Source organism: Natronococcus sp., assembly GCF_047921035.1.
GTDB lineage: Archaea > Halobacteriota > Halobacteria > Halobacteriales > Natrialbaceae > Natronococcus.
Genome location: NZ_JBLRWX010000078.1, coordinates 1 through 16879, shown reverse-complemented (window position 1 = coordinate 16879; position 16879 = coordinate 1). Strand labels below are relative to the sequence as shown.

The following is a 16879-nucleotide window of genomic DNA, read 5'->3' as shown; positions in this document are numbered from 1 at the left end:
TTACTGTAAGTCATTACCGGCGCAACCGCCGCACGGGTCGCGGTTGCGCCGGTAAATCGTTACAGCAATCCGTATCACTGGTAGCCCGTACTGGTTCGTCGATCGACGTCACGCATACAGTACTGAACTGCAGCGTCGGAGTGTCGTGCCTGCTGCCAGTGTATACAAAAGGGGTGTGCTATCCATGGCCGAATTGCATGCGCTCGAAGACGACGCCCACGTTGGCGGGTGACGGTTGGTCGGTGGCTCGAGCGCGCAACAACTGGTGTTACCATGGAACGACGTAAATTCCTGATCGGTGCCGGAGGTACAGCAATCGGAGCAAGTGCACTTGTCGGCTCGGGTGCATTTAGCTTTGTTCGCGCAGAGCGTGACCTAGATGTCGAGGTCGTGAATGATAAAGACGCCTATCTCGGCCTCGAAGCAACGAGCGAGTACGCGTCAGGGACTGGTGATGGTCAATTGGAACTCGATTGGGCCAGTGATAACGGTGAGGGGGGAAAAGGTCTGAATGAGAACGCCGACTCGAGATTCGATGATGTGTTCAAAATCATTAACCAGGGAACGAACGATGCGCGGATTTCGTTCCACGATACGGAAGGCGAAGTCGGATACGACTCACCCGGTGCGACATGGTACTACTCTTCGGATGGCGGATGGGAAGACAACGAAGTGAACGATGATCCCGTCCTCGAGCCAGGTGACTCGATTTATATCCACGTCATCTTCCGGCTGACCGAATACGACGAGGACGATCTGCCAGAACACCTCGGAATCGTCGCAGAGGAACCCTAACTGATCCCATCCGAACGTAACGCATGAAGCGACGAACCCTCATCGCCACGGCCGGCAGCACGATTGCAGGGGCCGGGACAGTTATCGGATCGGGGGCGGTCAGTTTCGTTCGGGCTGACCGCTCGATCGGGACCGAAGTCGTTGTCGATAAAGAAGCCTACCTCAGGCTGATGCCGCGAGATTCGAATTACGTGTCTCACTCGACGAACGGTCGATTGAAGTTCGACTTCGACGGAGTCTTTAGCGAGACGAACGGGTTTGGTGAGGGAGTCGGAACGGACTCTGTCTACAGGTTCCACGACCTGTTTTCGGCGAGAAACCAGGGTACCCGTGACATTAGCCTGTACTTCGAATACAATGACGACATCGTAGCTGATATCCGAGTGTTCGAGTACTCGCCAACTCGCGACCACGAAGAACCCCTGACGGCCGAGTCACCATCGTCGGTGAGAGAACCTGGAGAAGTCGTGCAGTTCTCCATGGAGATCGACACGAGGGAAACCCCGATTGGTTCCTACGAAACGTCTCTTACACTCGTCGCTGCAGAAAACCCTGCCGAGACGCTCCCAGAAAGGGAGTAATTCCCCCTATTGTTCGTCTTGCAACAGTCCGACGAATCCGACTAGCATCTCCAGATCATATTGCCCGAGCACAGTCACATCCGCTGAATCCACAGGCGTGTCCTCGGATCCGTTCGCCTCGACGATTTCGCTGTCGAAGTCATTATTTTTCTCGTTCGTCTCGAGACGGTGACCATCACCGTCGCTCGCCTCGAGGTCGTCCTCTTGGTTCACTTCAGATATGTTCTTGTCAGTTTCGTTTGACTCGTCCTCGAGCAGCTCGGAGTCAGTCTGATTTGCTTCGGTTTCGAACGTTCCAGTTGCGTCCCCGGACACCGAGAGCAGCGCGACCAGCTGGTAGCCACCCGCGAACGCAAGGACACCATTAGCGCCGCCAGCAGCGCGAGGACGGGACGACGTCGCGCAGTCATCGGTCCACCTCCGGTTCCTGCTGCTCGAGTCGGTCGGGCGCCGTGTCGACCACGTCCTCGTGCTCGGCAATCGTGCCACCGTCACCCTGCGAAGACAGCCACAGGGCTGCGACCAGTACGATGACGACTCAGACTCCGACCTCGAGGACCCGATCGTTACATTCCTCGCAGGTCGCCGCCAGGACGTCGTACCGGCAACAACAGGACTCGAGGACCACCTGATCGAAACTCACGGTGCCGTCGCAGGTCGGACACCACTCGAGAAACAGCCGCAACAACCCCAGAACCTCGCTGCGCTGGGCGAGAGACAGGTCGTCCCAGCCCTCGACCCGGCCGTCCAGTACCCTGGCACCGGCCACGTCCGCGACGAACGCCGACCGGGACTCCCACTGCCCGATCCGTTCGCCGTCGACCACGGCGACGAACGCGGTGCCGTGCCGGCGGATCTCGAGATCCGACGGCGCCAGCCCGACGAACTCGGCGAGTGCGTTCCGATCGGCCTGAGCAACGTCGACGGCTGTACACTCCCGGCGCCACGCCCGCTCGAACGTCGGCTCGAGGACCAGATCGTCGACGCCCGGGTCCTCGATCACGACCCCGATCTCCCGGAGATACTGGTCGATCTCCAGCTCCGCGGCCGAGGTTGGAGCCGACTCCGAGGACGTCTCGGACCGCTCGAGTACCCGGTCCGGATGAGAACACTTCGTCAGCGTCGGCGTTCCGGGAACGAGAGAGCCACGCAACCAGATCGCCATGACGGCGACGATAAACAGCACGACACCGGCGACCGGAACGGCGATGCCGACGACGACCGCCACCACCGCTGCGATCGCCAGGTTGAGCACGGTACACGGGATACACCTGTTCTGGCCGGCATGCTCCGAGCGGGTGGCTCGCTCGAGCAGCGTATCCCCTGTCATACGCTCGTTTGGGTCCTCGGCGAAATATGTATGATTGCTCTACCGGGGTCGGCCGCGCCCCTCTTACGCGGGCTTCTCGAGCGACACTACTGGGCGCTCGCCCGGTACCGTTCCGCCGTTTAAGCGTTCCTTCGTGGCGTTCAGGCGGAGGCAGACGAACGACAAGGTGATCGTGTAGCGTTTCAAACCCCCGGCTCGAGCGCTGGAAGCGTCGACTCCCGTGACCGACGAAACCTACTCGCTCAGTGTTCCGCTGTCGGTCCGTCGAGTTTGGGAACTAACTCCGACAACGTCTCGAGGTCGTACTGTCCGGGCGCGGTCGCCTCGGCGGGATCGACGGGCGCGTAACCGATTCTCGAGCCGTACACCGGCGCGACGGCCCGCGTGTGCCGTCCAACTTCGCCCATCGCCATCGTCGCCACCCGATCGCCGTGGTGGGCGAGTTGCTCGGTCGCCGACAGCAACGCGATCGTGTCGGCTTTCGACTCTGCGGTAACGGCCAGCTTCGCGACGTCGGCGTACTTGCCCGCCTCGGTCAGCGTCGAGACCATCTCGCCTCGAGGCGGCGTCCCCTCGAAGTCGTGCGAGGACGCAATAATCGAAACGCCCCGCTCGCGGGCGGTCTCGAGGACGGGCTCGGCCTCCCCGTCGAGGATCGACTCGAGTTCGACGTCGATCGCGCCGACGGCGTCGAACGCGGTCGCCTCCGAGAGCACGTCGAGCCGATCGCTATCGTCACCGTCCCACTCGCCGCCCTCCCAGGCGGCGCGGTTGGTCGCGATTATCGGGAGGGACGCGTCGTAGGCCTCGAGATCCTCGAGTGGGTCGTCGGTCAGATCCATCCGGAACTCGACGGCGTCGGCGTGCTCGCGGGCCGTCGGCTCGTCGGCGTCGGCCGGGTCGGCGGTCGCGGCGGCGAGGACGAACGAGTCGAAGTCGATACGCATAGCCGGTTGTGAGAACGGGACGTCGAAAAACGGTGTCGTTCCGGCGAGTTACGCCATCCCGAGGGTTTCCTCGGCCTCGAGCAGCTCGTGGTACCGATTCCGAATGGTGACCTCGGAGATGTCGGCGACGTCGCTGACCGCGGCCTGGGTCGTCTTCTCGTTGGTCAGCAGGGCGGCGGCGTACACCGCGGCGGCCGCGAGGCCGACCGGCGACTTGCCCGAGTGGACGCCCTTCTCCTTGGCGTTCTGGAGCAGGCCGCGGGCGCGGTGTTCGGCCTCGTCGGAGAGCTCGAGTCCCGACGCGAAGCGGGGGACGTAGCTCTCGGGGTCGGCGGGCTGGACCTCGAGGCCGAGTTCGCGGACGACGTAGCGGTAGGTGCGGGCGATCTCGTTTTTCTCGACGCGGGAGACGTCGGCGATCTCGTCGAGGCTCCGCGGAACGCCGGCCTGGCGCGCGGCGGCGTAGACGCAGGCCGTCGAGACGCCCTCGATCGACCGTCCGGGAAGGAGGTCCTCGTCGAGCGCGCGCCGGTAGATCACCGAGGCGGTCTCGCGGACGTTCGTGGGCAGGCCCAGCGCCGAGGCCATGCGGTCGATCTCGCCGAGCGCCTGCTTGAGGTTGCGCTCCTTGGAGTCACGCGTACGGAAGCGCTCGTTCCACTTGCGCAGGCGCTGCATCTTCTCGCGCTGTCGGGAGCCCAGCGAGTTGCCGTAGGCGTCCTTGTTGCGCCAGTCGATGTTCGTCGAGAGCCCCTTGTCGTGCATCGTGTTCGTCGTCGGCGCGCCGACGCGGGACTTCTCGTTTTTCTCGGTGGCGTCGAACGCGCGCCACTCGGGACCGCGGTCGACGGAATCCTCCTCGACGACGAGGCCGCAGTCCTCGCAGACGGTCTCACCGTGTTCGTCGTCGACGACGAGGTTGCCCGCACACTCGGGACAGACGACGTCGCTCTCCTCACTCTCGGTCGTCTCCTCGCTCGTTTCGTGTTCGCTACGTCGGACTCTCGTGCTCGGTGATGCGTTAGTCATGGGATGGCGGGTACTGCCCGGGAACTCGCGTGCAGAATCCGGACGGAGTTGTTACCTACTCGGTTTCGAGACACCGGAGTTAATGGTTTCGGAATCGCCGCCGTTCTCCGCTCGAGAGCCGGTTCTTCGTCAAAATCCGTGTAGAACCCGTGACCGTGACCGTTCGGATTCGGAACGAAACGGGAGTTCCAAACGGTCCGACTCCGAGTCCCGGGTATGGACGTCGCAGTCGGAAGTACGAACCCGGTCAAGGTCGATGCGGTCGAACGAACGCTCGAGCGGTACGATCCGGCGGTCACCGCCGTCGCGGTCGACTCCGGCGTCTCCGAACAGCCTCGGTCGATCGCCGAGACGGTCTCCGGCGCCGAGAATCGCGCCCGTCGGGCCCTCGAGGCGACCGACTGCGAGTACGGGATCGGCCTCGAGGGCGGCGTCGCCCGGATCGAGGGGACGCCGGGGCTCTCGCTGATCATGTGGGGCGCGGCGACCGACGGCGACCGCATCGAACGAGGGGGAGGGCCGACGCTTCGGCTCCCCGATCGGATCGCGGGACGGCTCGAGGACGGCGAGGAACTGGGGCCGGTGATGGACGACGTGCTCGGCCGGGACGACGTCGCCGAAACGGACGGCGCCGCGGGCGTGCTCACGGGCGGGCTTACCGACCGAACGAGCGCGCTCGGCGAGGCGGTCGCCTGTAGCGTCGGCCCGCTTCTGACTCCGGAGTACGAGTGGTAGCACCCCATTGAGGTTTCTCCCGCGGACAGTCGTCGATCCGGACCGATTAGCCGACCGTACCAACGCGTCGTTTCGGTCCCCGCATTCCGTCCTTACTTTCCGGGAGATCGCAAGACGGGAGGGAGTTAACCGGTCGTACCAAACCCCCTAAGAGCGTTCCCGGCGTGGCACGTCGTATGAGCACCGCAACGGCTACCGACCTCACGAGCAAACAGCGCCGGATCCTCCGGTACCTGCGGGAGCACGCGGCGACGAAGACGTACTTCAAATCGCGGCTCATCGCCCAGGAGCTGGGGATGACGGCCAAGGAGGTCGGCTCGAACATCACCGCGCTCCAGGAGAGCGACGCCGGCGTCGAGATCGAGAAGTGGGGCTACTCCTCGAGTACGACCTGGAAGGTCAGCCTATAGCGATTCGAGACGAGACCGTTCTGAGGGGGTTTGTGACGGAACAGCGACGGGAGTCGCCTCGCTACCCGTTGTAGGCGACGAACTGGTCGGCGTTTCGCGCGAGCCGGCGCGCGCGGTCGCCGAAGGAATCGGCGTGGCGAACCACGAGCACGAGGACGGTTTCGGGCCGTTCGACCGCGTACCCGTCCTCCCGGGAGAGCAGGCCGGCCCCCTCGAGTTCGCCGGCGTACTTGCTCACCGTCGGCGCCGAAACCTCGAGGGCGTCCGCGAGGTCGCCGGCCGTCGAGTCCGACGACAGCAGCAGTTCGATCAGCATGCCTCGCGGGGTATCCCGACGGAGATAGCCCAGCGCGCGTTTCTCGAACTCGTCGAACCGACCCGCGGGGACGAACCGCTTGTAGTCGCCGTCGCGGTAGCGCTCGATGGCGCCCCGCTCCTCGAGCTGGCGGAGGTGGTGCTGGGTCTCGCCGGTGCCGAGTTGCAGGTCGTCGCGGATCTTCGAGAAGTGCGCGCCGGGCGTCGTCGAGAGGTAGCCCGAAATCGCGTCGCGAGCGTCGCTCTCGCCGGTGTCGGCGCTCGCGGTTTCCGAGAGGCTCGCCACCGGTGCGGTGGCACCGAGCGCGGCGAACCGACGCAGGGTCGATCGCTTGTCGTCGTCGACCCCTTCGGACGATGTCATAACTCCTACCGTCAGCAATGTGATCCGCGGTAAAACAGGTTTCGCTCCGTCTCGATACCCAAGATCGATCGGTACGAACCCCTCTCGGTCGGTCGGGGCGGACTCTCGCTCGCTTCGGCCCCGACGGGTACCGGCCCGTCGAACACGACCTCGAGCGGTACCGATGCGTCTCGCTGGCCGCTCGAGTTGTCGACAGCGGTCGGAAAAACGGAACGGAAACTCAGTCCTTCGCGCTCGAGTCGTCGACCGGGGACTGATCGTCGTCAGTAGATCCGGCGTCGTTCGCCGAAGACGCCGGCGTTCCGCCGTCGGTCTGCTGGAACTCCTGGTCCATCTCCTCGATAACCTCGTCGGGGTCGGTGATCTCGGCGGGATCCTCGCCCTCCTTGATCGCCTGGGCCTCCTGTTCCATCGCCTCGACGTCCATCTCGGCTTCCTGATCGATCTCGCCGATGATCTCGGCGATGTCGTCGAGGCCGATCAGCTCGCGGGTCTCCTCGGAGAACTCGAGACTCTCGAGCTGGTCGCCGTCTTCCTTGACGTCGCTGCCCGAGAGGTGTTTACCGTAGCGCCCGACCATCGAGGTCAGCTCCTGTGGCATGACGAAGGTGGTCGACTCGCTCTGGCCGATCTGTTCGAGCGTCTCCATTCCCTGATCGATGATGGCGCGTTCGCCCATCGATTCGGCGGACTTGGCCCGTAGAACCGTCGAAATCGAGTCACCCTGCGCCTCGAGGATCTGGCTCTGCTTCTCACCCTGGGCGCGGATGATCTCGCTTTGCTTGTCACCTTCCGCCTTCTCGACGGCGCTGCGGCGTTCACCCTGCGCCTCGAGGATCATGGCGCGGCGTTTCCGCTCGGCGGAGGTCTGTTGTTCCATCGCGCGCTGGACGTCCTTCGAGGGGTTGACTTCGCGAACTTCGACGCTTTCCACTCGAATGCCCCACTCGTCGGTGGGTTCGTCGAGCTCCTGGCGGATCTTCGCGTTGATCTCCTGGCGCTTGTTCAGCGTGTCGTCGAGCTCCATGTCGCCCAGCACGGCACGCAGGGTGGTCTGGGCGAGGTTCGAGACGGCCTTCTTGTAGTCGTCGACCTCGAGGAAGGCCTTCTTCGCGTCCATCACCTTGATGTAGACGACGGCGTCCGCGGTCACGGGGGAGTTGTCCCGCGTGATCGCTTCCTGCCGGGGGACGTCCAGGGTCTGGGTTCGCATGTCGAACCGATAGGTGTTCGAGACGAACGGCGGGACCCAGTTGATCCCGGGTTCGAGCAACTTGCGGTACTCGCCGAAGACGGTGAGGGCGCGCTTCTCGTAGGCGTCGACGATCTCGATCGCGCTCAGCAGCGCGGCGACGACGACGACGAGAACCAGCGCACCCAGAAACAGCAGTGCACCGCCGGTTTGCATGGGGAGTAATTCGATCGCCATACGTCGATCTTACGGCGGTGAGGGGAAAAACGTTCCCCCAACCAACATGTCCCCCGGTCAGTCGGACTTCTCGGTCTCGGGTTCGCGTACCGACTCGTCGGCGTCCGACTCCGCGGATCCGGTCTCGTCGACCGTCGGCTCCCCGCCGTCCGAGGAGTCGCGGGCGAGCGCCCGGTCGATCTCGTCCTCGCCGATCGAGCCCAGCGATTCGACGGTCAGGACGTTCCCGCCGCCGGGATCGAGGACGATGATCTCCTCGCCCTCCTCGATGGTTCCGCTCGAGGTCCGGGCGCTGTAGTAGGGGGCGAACCCGCCCTGCTCGAGTTTGACCTCGCCGCCGCGGTTGGTGACGGTCTCGGTGACGTATCCGGTGGTTCCGGCCAGCGACGCCGAGTCGGAGGTCTGTGGGGTCCCCTTCCCGCCGTAGAAGTCGAACTCGCGATAAATGTAGGTCGCGACGAGTCCGATCGCCAGCGTCAGCCCCGCCAGCACCAGCAGATTCGCCGCCGGCGGGAACAGCATCCCGATGAGTCCCGCCCCGACCAGGGCGATGCCGATGACGATGAGGTGGGCCCCCGGCGACAGCGCCTCGAGCCCCATCAACACGAGACCCGCCGCCAGTAACACGAGGGGCATGTTCTCGAAGAGAACTTCGATCATGCCCGATGCTAAGGTCTCGCCGTGATTAAATGTTTAGTGAGGTCAGAACGGCAGCGAGACGACGCGGGCGATCACGAGGAGCATCGCGATCGCGCCCAGCACGACGAAAATCGCGTTCTCGAGGTCTGGATCGCCGCGTTCGATCGGCGTCGAACTCGGCTCGGGTCCGTAGGGATCGTCCTCGTCTTCGTTCTCGCCCGCGTCGGTGGCGGCGCTATCGTAGCTCGAGAGATCGATCGGGATCCGATCGCGGTCGTCGCCGCGGATGGGCTCGACGTCGGTGGTGTCCCGGACGTTCCGCACCGTTTCCCGCTCGTCGGTCGATCCCGCCGTCGGCTGCTCCCGCGTCCCGTCGTCGCGTCGGTCGCCGGAGGCGTCGCCTGCCATGCGTCGCCGTTGGAGCGCCGCGGTCAAAAACCCGCGGCCCTCGACTCGAGCTAGTTCCGCTCGGTCCGGTCGGCGATGTCGCCGCCGTAGACGACGCCGCGCTCCGCGTCGAGCGTCACCGTCGATCCGTCCTCGAGTTCGTCGACGTCGGCGCCGCTGATCATCGGCACGTCGACCTCCCGGGCGACGAGCGCGGGGTAGCCCGTCATCCCCCGCTGGGCGTTGACGATCCCGCCGAGGCGATCGAGGTCGCCCTCGAACTCGTCGTCGAACGCCGATCCGAGCGCGACGATCGCGCCCTCGGGAATCTCCGAAAGGTCGCCGTCCCGGAGGCGAACGACCGGGCCGGTCGTCCGTCCCTCGACGACGACCCGGCCCGTCGTCAGCGCGTCCGCGGCGACGTGGACCTTCATCATGTTCGTCGTGTTCGCGCCCTCGAGTTCGGTCATCATGCCACAGAGGACGACGACGGTGTCGCCGCTGTCGGCGACGCCGGCGTCGAGCGCGGCCTGGACGGCCTTCTCGACGACGGCGTCGGCGCCCTGGTCGGAGACGCGGGCGTACAGCGGCGTCACGCCCCACGACAGCGCGAGTCGTCGGCGCACGTCGTGGTTCGGCGTCGAGGCGACGACGGGAACGCCCGGACGATACTTCGCCGTCTTCAGCGCGGTGTAGCCGGACTCGGTCGCGGCGACGACGGCCTCCGCGCCGATGTCTCGAGCCAGGTAGCGCGCCGACCGGGCCAGCGCGTCCGTTCGGGCCTCGCCCGCGGTCGGAACGCGCTGTTCTAAGGTTTCGGCGTACTCCTCGGAGCCTTCGACCTGGCGGACGATGCTGTCCATGGCGTCGACGACTGCGGGCGGGTGGTCGCCGATCGCCGTCTCGCCCGAGAGCATCACCGCGTCGGTGCCGTCCAGCACGGCGTTGGCGACGTCGGACGCCTCGGCGCGGGTCGGTCGGCGGGCGTGGACCATCGAGTCGAGCATCTCCGTCGCCGTGATGACCGGCGAGCCGGCCTCCCGACACTTCCGGATGATCCGCTTCTGGATCATCGGAACGTCCTCCATCGGACACTCGACGCCCAGATCGCCGCGGGCGACCATGATCCCGTAGGAGGCCTCGATGATCTCGTCTAAGTTCTCGACGGCGCCGGCCCGTTCGATCTTCGAGATGATCGGGATCTCCTCGGCGTCGAGGTCCTCGAGCACCTCGCTGACCTCGTAGACGTCCTCGGCGTCGCGGACGAAACTCGCCGCGACGAAGTCGACCTCCTTCTCGGCGGCGAGCTCGAGGTCCTTCCGATCCGAGTCGGTGACGATGTCCAGGTCGAGATCGACGCCGGGAACGTTGACGCCCTTGCGGCCGCCGAGTTCGCCGCCGGTGTCGACGCGGGCCCGGACCGTCCCGCCCGAACGCTCGAGCACCGTCGTCTCGATCAGCCCGTCGTCGAGCAGGATGCGGTCGCCCGCCTCGACCTCCCGGATGGGAAGCGAGAGACCCACGCGCTCGGGGGAGGCCGCCTCGCCCTCGACGAACTCGATCTCGGAGTCCGTCTCGAGGGAGACGGTCTCGCCTTCCGGAAGCGGAGCCGTTCTGACTTCGGGCCCTTTCATGTCGAGCATGACCGCGACCGGTTCGTCCCGCTGTTCGTCGACCTCGCGCACGCGGTCGATCAGCGTCGCCCGATGCTCGAGGCTGCCGTGGCTCGCGTTCAGCCGGGCGACGGACATTCCGGCGTCTGCGAGTTCGGAAATCGTTCCCCGGTCGTCCGAGGCGGGACCCAGGGTACAGACGATCTTCGCGTTTCTCATGTCGCCTGATAGCGCGAGCACCGCCAAAAAGCTGCGTGGTTTACTCGGTCTCGAGTTCCCCTCGAACCCATCATGTGCCACGGGAACGGTTTTCCGACGTTCGTGCCTCTCTCCAGATATGCCAACGTTCGCGTCCGTCGTCGAACTCACCGATCGGGACGTCCAGAACATGCAGGAACTCGCCTCGATCTGGGGCGAGATCCGGACGGAGTTCGAGGAGCACGACACGACGCTGAAAGACTCCTACGCGATGCTCGGCGAGCACGACTTCCTCGTCATCTTCGAGGCGCCCGACCAGGACGCCGCGTACAAGGCCGCACTGACCCTGCACCGCCACGGGCTGGACGCCCAGACGATGGCGCTAAAAAACACCGACGACTTCGCGGACCTCGTCGACGAGGTCTGACTCGGAGCGGTTCTCGAGGTGTGCGGCGAAACGCCGTCCCGAGACCGATGCATCTGTCCTGACGAGGTTCCCGCCACTCGGACCAAGTATAACTTCGGAGCCGTTACTCTCTCTGCGGTGGCGCACGCTGGGCGACGGGGAGCAAACAGCGAGCCGTCGGCCGATTTCGTGCGAGGGATGAGCGAACGAGCACAGCGAGTGAGGGAATCGGCTGGGGAGGACGTGGCTATTCCCTGTGTTCGTGCGAGCAGAAGCTATCTTTAAACAGTGAGAGAATCCCGCCGTTTACGGCGTCCTCAGAACGCGAAGCGTTCTGATGGGCATCGCAAACCTTCGGTTTGCTCAACGGGCGTGAATCGCGTCACTCGACTACGAAATCCACCGCTCGATGCCAAACTGGATATTCAACGTGAATCTACACTATTAAGTCGGTTTGTCTACATAGGCTATGTATGGCGATTGAGGTCACACGCACCTACGTTGGTTCCATCCAGAACCAGCGACAGGTCTGCGAGGGCCTCGACTCGCTCGGAGACTCCGCCTCGAAAATCTGGAACGTCGCACGCTGGACAGCCGACCGCGTATGGGACGCGACCGGGGAAATCCCGGACGAAGGAACGCTCAAAGCGTATCTGAAGAACCAACCGTGCTGGAAAGATTTGAACGCACAATCCAGTCAGAAAGTCATCGAAGAACTTTCTGACGCTTTCCAGTCGTGGTTCGACTTGCGACACAAGTTCGACGAGGCGAATCCGCCCGGCTACCGCAAATACGGCGACACCCGGCCAAAGAGTACAGTCACGTTCAAAGCAGATGGGTTCAAACACGACCCCGAAAACAACCGCATCCGACTCTCAAAGGGGAAGAACCTGAAGGAACACCGTTCTGACTTCCTGCTCTGTGAGTACCAGACCCGCCCCGACGTTGACCTCTCGGAAGTCAACAAGGTGCAAAACGTTCGCGCCGTCTGGAACGGCGACGGGTGGGAACTACACTTCGTCTGCAAAGTCGAACTCGAAACCAACGACTCGACAGACGACGAAGTGGCAGGGATCGACCTTGGCATTAAGAACATCGCCACTGTCGCATTCCCAAACGAATACGTTCTCTACCCCGGCAACTCGCTCAAAGAAGATAAACACTACTTCACGCGAGCCGAGTACGACACGGAAGGTGAGAACGGCCCCTCGGAGAAGGCGATGTGGGCGCGTCGGAAACTTGCAGACCGTGAGACACACTTCTACCACGTTCTCACGGACGCCATCATCACAGAGTGTGTCAAACGAGGTGTTGGGACGCTCGCGGTGAGTTGGCCCGAAGACGTACGAGAATCAGACTGGGGCAAGACCGGTAACAAGAAGTTGCACACGTGGGCGTTCGACTGTATCTACCAGTACCTCGCGTACAAAGGCGAGATACGTGGTGTCGAGGTACTGAAGGAGAACGAGTGGGATACGTCGAAGACGTGTTCGGCGTGTGGTGACGACACGAAGTCGAACCGGAAGCATCGTGGCTTATACGTTTGTTCGTCGTGTGAGCTGGTCGGGAACGCAGATTGCAACGGAGCGGAGAATATGCGTCAGAAGATAACTCCAAGTCCTCACGGTGAGGATAGGAGTAACGGCTGTGTGGCACAGCCATCGGTACACCTGTTCGACCGCGAAAGCGGGATGTTCCGTACGAGAGAACAGGTCGTATCGTAGACCGGCAAATATCCCACCTGCGGTACGGGAAGCCTCGCCGTTTACGGCGAGGAGGATGTCACTCCCCGATGTGAGTACTACGAAAGCCCCCAGCCCCTTTCAGTCCCACTCGCGGTGGGTGGTCGGGGCTGCAGACTCGACGCTGGACGTTCCACCTACGCCTACGTAACAGCCTTCGTGTGGGTGGTCGCTTCCGGAACGCTTTCGCCTCGAGCAAAGACCGTGAGGACGACTACCGAACCATCTCGCCGACCTCGGCGTCACCGTGAGTCGTCAGCAGGTCCGCCTGCTCGCCGGCAGCCAGGACCATCCCGTTCGACTCGACGCCGAACAGCTCGGCGGGTTCCATGTTCGCCAGCAGGATGCACTTCTGGCCGGGTAGTTCCTCGAGGTCGTGCAGTTGCTTGATCCCCGCGACGACCTGGCGGGTCTCGAAGCCGATGTCGACCTCGAGTTTGGCGAGGTCGTCGGCGCCCTCGATCCCCTCGGCCGTCTCGATGCGGCCGACGCGGATGTCGACGTCCTGGAACTCCTCGAAGCCGATTCGGTCCTCGAGCAGGGGCTCGAGGTCGTCCGTGTCTTCGTCTCCGTCCGCCATGTCAGCGGCTTCGCCCTCGTCGGTGTCGTCGCTTTCGGTTTCCTCGCCTTCTCGCGGCTCATCGCCGCTCGATTGTTCCGAGGCGCGTTGCGCCTCGCTCTCGTCTCCGGCCGCAGCCACGCGCTCCTCGAGCTTCTCGTTCAGTTCGTCGACGCGGTCGTCCTCGATCTTCTCGAACAGCTCGCCGGGTTCCTCGAAGCTCCGGGGTGGCGCCTCGAGGGCGGCCTCGAGACCGGCGTCAGCGACCTCGCCCTCCTCGCCGATCTGGTCCCACAGCAGCTGGGACTTCTCGGGGGTGATCGGCTTGAGCAGGACGGCGACGGCTTTCGCGATCTGGACGCAGTCGCGGATGACCTGCGCCGCTTTCTCCGGGTCGTCGTCCGTGAGCTTCCAGGGCTCGTTGCGCTGAATGTACTCGTTGCCGAACTGCGCAAGGCGGGTGGCGGCCTGGCCGATACCGCGCAGCGAGTAGTCGTTGACGGCCTCGCGGACCTCGCCGATAGCACCCTCGATACGTTCCTGAACTTCCTCCGAGACGTCCGCGTCCGGGGTCCCCTCGAAGTTCCGGTAGGCGAACAGCAGCGAGCGGTACCAGAAGTTGCCCACGGTGCCGACGAGTTCGCCGTTGACTTTCTCCTGGAAGGCGTCCCAGGAGAAGTCGACGTCCTGCTGGAGACCCCCAGTAGTCGTCAGGTAGTACCGCAGGAGATCGGGATGGAACCCTTCGTCGAGATACTCCTCGGCCCAGATCGCCCGATTTCGGCTCGTCGAGAGCCCCTTCCCGTTGATCGTGATGAAGCCGGTCGCGGCCACCGCGCGGGGAGCGTTGTAGTCGGCGCCCTCGAGCATCGCGGGCCAGAAGATCGTGTGGTGCTGGATGATGTCCCGGCCGATGACGTGGACGATATCTCCGTCCGCTTTCCAGACGCGCTCCCAGTCGTACTCGTCGGTTCCGACGCGCTCGGAGTACTGCTTCGTCGAGGCGATGTACTCGATCGGGGCGTCGACCCAGACGTAGAGGACGACGTCCTCCGTGCTTTCGTCGTCACCGTTCGGGTAGTCGATCCCCCACTCCATGTCGCGGGTGAGACACCAGTCCTGGAGCCCCTCTTCGATCCACTGGCGGGGCTGGTTGCGGGCGTTGGAGGTACCCTCGAGGCCGTCTAAGAACTCCGTCAGATAGTCCGAAAACTCCGAGACGCGGAAGAACTTGTGGGTCCGTTCGCGGTACTCGGCCGGATTCCCCGTGATCGTGCTCTTGGGATCTTCGACCTCGCCCGGCTCGAGGTGGCGCTGGCAGCCCTCGTCGCACTCGTCGCCGCGGGCCTTCTCGCCGCAGTAGGGACAGGTGCCCTCGACGTACCGGTCGGGCAGGTACTGGTCGGCGTCGGGATCGTAGGCGACCTGGATCTCCCTCTCGTAGACGTACCCCTCCTCGTCTAACGTGCGGACGATCTCCTGGGTGAGTTCGGTGTTGGTCTCGTCGTGGGTGTGGCCGTAGTTGTCGAACTCGACGTTGAACTTCGGGAACGTCTCCTCGTACTGGCGGTGCCACTCGAGGGCGAAATCTTCGGGATCGACGCCCTCCTGCTCGGCGTTGACCGCGACGGGCGTGCCGTGCATGTCCGAGCCGGAGACGTACGCCGTCTCCTGGCCCAGCGTCTCGAGGGCGCGGGAGAACGCGTCCGCGCCGATGTATCCCCGGAGGTGACCGATGTGGAGGTCGCCGTTGGCGTAGGGCAACCCGCAGGTCACGACCGCCGGACGGTCCGTCGGAAACTCGTCGGTGCTCATACTCGTCATGAGTCGGTGCCGGGCGTAAAAGCCGCCGGTTTCCGCTCGGTCACTCGGTCGCGTCGCCGACGGTCCAGACGTCCGGCAGCAGGCCGGCTCGAGCGCCGATCAGCAGTCCGAGTCCGGCCAGCAGGGACGCGAAGAAGACGACGGTCGACGCCGCACCGCCGAGCGGGACGACGAGCGAGACGGCGGTGACGACCCACGCCAGCCAGGCCAGCGCCTCCCAGGGCCGACCGCCGTACAGACGCCAGCTCGCGAGCGAGAGCGCGAAGCCGCCGAGCGCGGCCGCCACCAGAACGGCCTCAAGGGTTGTCGACGCCGCGATCAGCGTGCCGACGCCGACGATCGAGACGGCGTCGATCCGATCCATGCCCATACCGACAGCTTCCCGCGACGTGCCAAACGGGTATCGATTAGCTCCGATGGCGACCGGTCCCTCTCACTTGAACGCCTCCGCCCGACCCCGAAGTCGCTCGAGCACCGACGGCCGACCGCGGCACTCGAGCGTGACCGTCTCGCCCTCGTAGTCGACGGACTCCACGGTCGTCCGGTCGTGGGCCGCGGAGACCAGCGACATCGCGTCGTCGGTGTTCGGTATCCGGAGCGTCGCCCGCTCCTCGGGGAATCGCTCCCGGATCGCCGTGCGAACGGCCTCGAGGTTCGTCCCCTCGAGCAGGCTCGCGAGGATCGGGTCGGCCGCCGGCTCGGGAACGAGATCCGCAGCTACCGAGGACCGCCGCCGGCGCTCCTCCTCGGACAGCGTCTCGGCCTTGTTGAGCACCGGAACGATCCGATCCTCGTCGACCCCCTGCGCGTCGAGCACCTCGAGGGATACCGACAGCCGCTCGCGGAACGTCTCGAGGGGGTCGCTCGCGTCGACGACCAGGACGACGACGTCGGCCGCGCTCGCCTCCGACAGCGTCGAACTGAACGACTCGACGAGGTCGTGGGGCAGATCGTCGACGAACCCCACCGTGTCGGTCACGAGCGCGGGCCGGCCCTCGAGGGTCGCTCGACGGGTCGTCGTCTCGAGGGTCTCGAACAGCCGGTCCTCGATCGCCGCGGTCGCGTCCTTTCTATCGCCGTCCGCGGGAGCGTTCTCGGCTCGATCCTCGAGGCTCATCTCGTCGGCGAGTCGGTGCAGCAGCGTCGACTTCCCGGCGTTGGTGTAGCCCGCCAGGGTAACGAGGTCGAACCCCTCCTCGCGACGGCGCTGCCGGAACTGCTCGGCGGGCTCGGGCAGCTCCTCGAGTGTGGTCTCGAGGCGGTCGATCCGCTCCTCGACGTCGTAGATCCGGGACCCCTTCTCGGTCTGCTGGTTCAACATCCCCTCGTCGGCCGCGGCGATCACCCGCGGCAGGTCGTAGCGCAGGCGCGCCAGCTCGACCTGGAGCTGGGCCCGCCGGGTGCCCGCCTGGCTCTCGAAGAGCTCGAGGACGAGCCGGTAGCGATCGACGACGACCGTCTCCTCGGGCATCGTTCGCTCGATGGTGTGGTGCTGGTCGGGCGTGAGCTCGCCGTCGACGACGACGCGGCCGGCCTCCCGCTCCTCGACGACGGCGGCGAGCTCCTCGAGCTTCCC

General features: G+C 64.7%; 18 protein-coding genes. 6 read left to right on the top strand and 12 right to left on the bottom strand.

All coding sequences use genetic code 11. From position 1 onward, the window contains the following. Positions 1 to 273 precede the first annotated feature (273 nt). Complete coding sequence (locus ACNA7R_RS14775) at positions 274 to 795, top strand: oxidoreductase (protein WP_416284318.1); 522 nt, start codon at positions 274 to 276, stop codon at positions 793 to 795. A gap of 23 nt (positions 796 to 818) precedes the next feature. Beyond that, positions 819 to 1376 carry a DUF1102 domain-containing protein gene (locus ACNA7R_RS14770; protein ID WP_416284317.1) on the top strand — a complete coding sequence of 186 codons (558 nt, stop codon included), beginning with the start codon at positions 819 to 821 and terminating at the stop codon, positions 1374 to 1376. Positions 1377 to 1382: 6 nt separating this feature from the next. On the opposite strand, the gene ACNA7R_RS14765 is transcribed toward ACNA7R_RS14770, so the two are convergent. The 4 genes from ACNA7R_RS14765 to ACNA7R_RS14750 all read right to left on the bottom strand — a co-directional run bounded on the left by ACNA7R_RS14765 (position 1383) and on the right by ACNA7R_RS14750 (position 4682). Further along, positions 1383 to 1691, bottom strand: a complete 309-nt coding sequence (locus tag ACNA7R_RS14765) for a hypothetical protein (RefSeq protein ID WP_416284316.1) — start codon at positions 1689 to 1691, stop codon at positions 1383 to 1385. Between the two features lie 223 nt (positions 1692 to 1914). After that, the gene (locus ACNA7R_RS14760; protein ID WP_416284315.1) at positions 1915 to 2706 is read right to left on the bottom strand and encodes a hypothetical protein; all 792 of its coding nucleotides are present in this window, start codon (positions 2704 to 2706) and stop codon (positions 1915 to 1917) included. Positions 2707 to 2948: 242 nt separating this feature from the next. Further along, entirely contained in the window at positions 2949 to 3653 is a 705-nt protein-coding gene (locus ACNA7R_RS14755) for a type I 3-dehydroquinate dehydratase (protein WP_416284313.1), read from the bottom strand. 48 nt (positions 3654 to 3701) lie between these two features. After that, complete coding sequence (locus ACNA7R_RS14750) at positions 3702 to 4682, bottom strand: transcription initiation factor IIB (protein ID WP_278300864.1); 981 nt, start codon at positions 4680 to 4682, stop codon at positions 3702 to 3704. Between the two features lie 216 nt (positions 4683 to 4898). Here ACNA7R_RS14750 and yjjX point away from each other — a divergent pair, with 216 nt between their 5' ends. Both yjjX and ACNA7R_RS14740 read left to right on the top strand, forming a co-directional pair. Next, positions 4899 to 5417: an inosine/xanthosine triphosphatase gene (gene yjjX / locus ACNA7R_RS14745; protein ID WP_416284312.1), complete on the top strand. Its 519-nt coding sequence runs from the start codon at positions 4899 to 4901 to the stop codon at positions 5415 to 5417. A 176-nt stretch (positions 5418 to 5593) separates the two neighbouring features. Beyond that, positions 5594 to 5827, top strand: coding sequence for a hypothetical protein (locus ACNA7R_RS14740; RefSeq protein ID WP_416284311.1), 234 nt, complete (start codon positions 5594 to 5596; stop codon positions 5825 to 5827). A 61-nt stretch (positions 5828 to 5888) separates the two neighbouring features. On the opposite strand, the gene ACNA7R_RS14735 is transcribed toward ACNA7R_RS14740, so the two are convergent. From ACNA7R_RS14735 to pyk, 5 genes are all read right to left on the bottom strand, one after another. Continuing rightward, a complete protein-coding gene (locus ACNA7R_RS14735) occupies positions 5889 to 6506 on the bottom strand; it encodes a winged helix-turn-helix transcriptional regulator (RefSeq protein WP_416284310.1) in 618 nt (205 codons plus the stop codon). A 220-nt stretch (positions 6507 to 6726) separates the two neighbouring features. Further along, entirely contained in the window at positions 6727 to 7935 is a 1209-nt protein-coding gene (locus ACNA7R_RS14730) for an SPFH domain-containing protein (RefSeq protein WP_416284309.1), read from the bottom strand. Between the two features lie 57 nt (positions 7936 to 7992). Further along, positions 7993 to 8595, bottom strand: a complete 603-nt coding sequence (locus tag ACNA7R_RS14725; RefSeq protein ID WP_416284308.1) for an NfeD family protein — start codon at positions 8593 to 8595, stop codon at positions 7993 to 7995. A gap of 42 nt (positions 8596 to 8637) precedes the next feature. After that, positions 8638 to 8982 (bottom strand): hypothetical protein, encoded by a 345-nt coding sequence (locus ACNA7R_RS14720; RefSeq protein WP_416284307.1) that lies wholly within the window; start codon positions 8980 to 8982, stop codon positions 8638 to 8640. Between the two features lie 50 nt (positions 8983 to 9032). After that, complete coding sequence (gene pyk, locus ACNA7R_RS14715; RefSeq protein WP_416284306.1) at positions 9033 to 10793, bottom strand: pyruvate kinase; 1761 nt, start codon at positions 10791 to 10793, stop codon at positions 9033 to 9035. Positions 10794 to 10911: 118 nt separating this feature from the next. Between pyk and ACNA7R_RS14710 the strand changes: the two genes are divergently transcribed. Together ACNA7R_RS14710 and ACNA7R_RS14705 are read left to right on the top strand one after the other, a co-directional pair. Next, a complete protein-coding gene (locus ACNA7R_RS14710) occupies positions 10912 to 11199 on the top strand; it encodes a GYD domain-containing protein (RefSeq protein WP_416284305.1) in 288 nt (95 codons plus the stop codon). 452 nt (positions 11200 to 11651) lie between these two features. Further along, positions 11652 to 12902 (top strand): RNA-guided endonuclease InsQ/TnpB family protein, encoded by a 1251-nt coding sequence (locus ACNA7R_RS14705; protein WP_416284304.1) that lies wholly within the window; start codon positions 11652 to 11654, stop codon positions 12900 to 12902. 232 nt (positions 12903 to 13134) lie between these two features. On the opposite strand, the gene metG is transcribed toward ACNA7R_RS14705, so the two are convergent. The 3 genes from metG to ACNA7R_RS14690 form a co-directional block, all read right to left on the bottom strand. Then, on the bottom strand, positions 13135 to 15294 hold the full coding sequence (gene metG, locus ACNA7R_RS14700) for a methionine--tRNA ligase (RefSeq protein ID WP_416284303.1): 2160 nt from the start codon (positions 15292 to 15294) through the stop codon (positions 13135 to 13137). A gap of 49 nt (positions 15295 to 15343) precedes the next feature. Further along, entirely contained in the window at positions 15344 to 15673 is a 330-nt protein-coding gene (locus ACNA7R_RS14695; protein WP_416284302.1) for a hypothetical protein, read from the bottom strand. A gap of 63 nt (positions 15674 to 15736) precedes the next feature. Then, the coding region (locus ACNA7R_RS14690; protein ID WP_416284301.1) for a GTPase at positions 15737 to 16879 on the bottom strand (1143 nt) is incomplete at its 5' end.

Excerpts from the sequence above, each read along its gene's own strand:
- ACNA7R_RS14740 (WP_416284311.1), top strand. The coding sequence starts at position 5,594 with ATGAGCACCGCAACGGCTACCGACCTCACGAGCAAACAGCGCCGGATC.
- ACNA7R_RS14775 (WP_416284318.1), top strand. The coding sequence starts at position 274 with ATGGAACGACGTAAATTCCTGATCGGTGCCGGAGGTACAGCAATCGGA.
- yjjX (WP_416284312.1), top strand. The coding sequence starts at position 4,899 with ATGGACGTCGCAGTCGGAAGTACGAACCCGGTCAAGGTCGATGCGGTC.
- ACNA7R_RS14695 (WP_416284302.1), bottom strand. The coding sequence starts at position 15,673 with ATGGGCATGGATCGGATCGACGCCGTCTCGATCGTCGGCGTCGGCACG.
- ACNA7R_RS14705 (WP_416284304.1), top strand. The coding sequence starts at position 11,652 with ATGGCGATTGAGGTCACACGCACCTACGTTGGTTCCATCCAGAACCAG.
- ACNA7R_RS14720 (WP_416284307.1), bottom strand. The coding sequence starts at position 8,982 with ATGGCAGGCGACGCCTCCGGCGACCGACGCGACGACGGGACGCGGGAG.
- ACNA7R_RS14770 (WP_416284317.1), top strand. The coding sequence starts at position 819 with ATGAAGCGACGAACCCTCATCGCCACGGCCGGCAGCACGATTGCAGGG.
- ACNA7R_RS14755 (WP_416284313.1), bottom strand. The coding sequence starts at position 3,653 with ATGCGTATCGACTTCGACTCGTTCGTCCTCGCCGCCGCGACCGCCGAC.
- ACNA7R_RS14725 (WP_416284308.1), bottom strand. The coding sequence starts at position 8,595 with ATGATCGAAGTTCTCTTCGAGAACATGCCCCTCGTGTTACTGGCGGCG.
- ACNA7R_RS14730 (WP_416284309.1), bottom strand. The coding sequence starts at position 7,935 with ATGGCGATCGAATTACTCCCCATGCAAACCGGCGGTGCACTGCTGTTT.
- ACNA7R_RS14750 (WP_278300864.1), bottom strand. The coding sequence starts at position 4,682 with ATGACTAACGCATCACCGAGCACGAGAGTCCGACGTAGCGAACACGAA.
- ACNA7R_RS14735 (WP_416284310.1), bottom strand. The coding sequence starts at position 6,506 with ATGACATCGTCCGAAGGGGTCGACGACGACAAGCGATCGACCCTGCGT.
- ACNA7R_RS14760 (WP_416284315.1), bottom strand. The coding sequence starts at position 2,706 with ATGACAGGGGATACGCTGCTCGAGCGAGCCACCCGCTCGGAGCATGCC.
- ACNA7R_RS14710 (WP_416284305.1), top strand. The coding sequence starts at position 10,912 with ATGCCAACGTTCGCGTCCGTCGTCGAACTCACCGATCGGGACGTCCAG.
- metG (WP_416284303.1), bottom strand. The coding sequence starts at position 15,294 with ATGAGCACCGACGAGTTTCCGACGGACCGTCCGGCGGTCGTGACCTGC.
- pyk (WP_416284306.1), bottom strand. The coding sequence starts at position 10,793 with ATGAGAAACGCGAAGATCGTCTGTACCCTGGGTCCCGCCTCGGACGAC.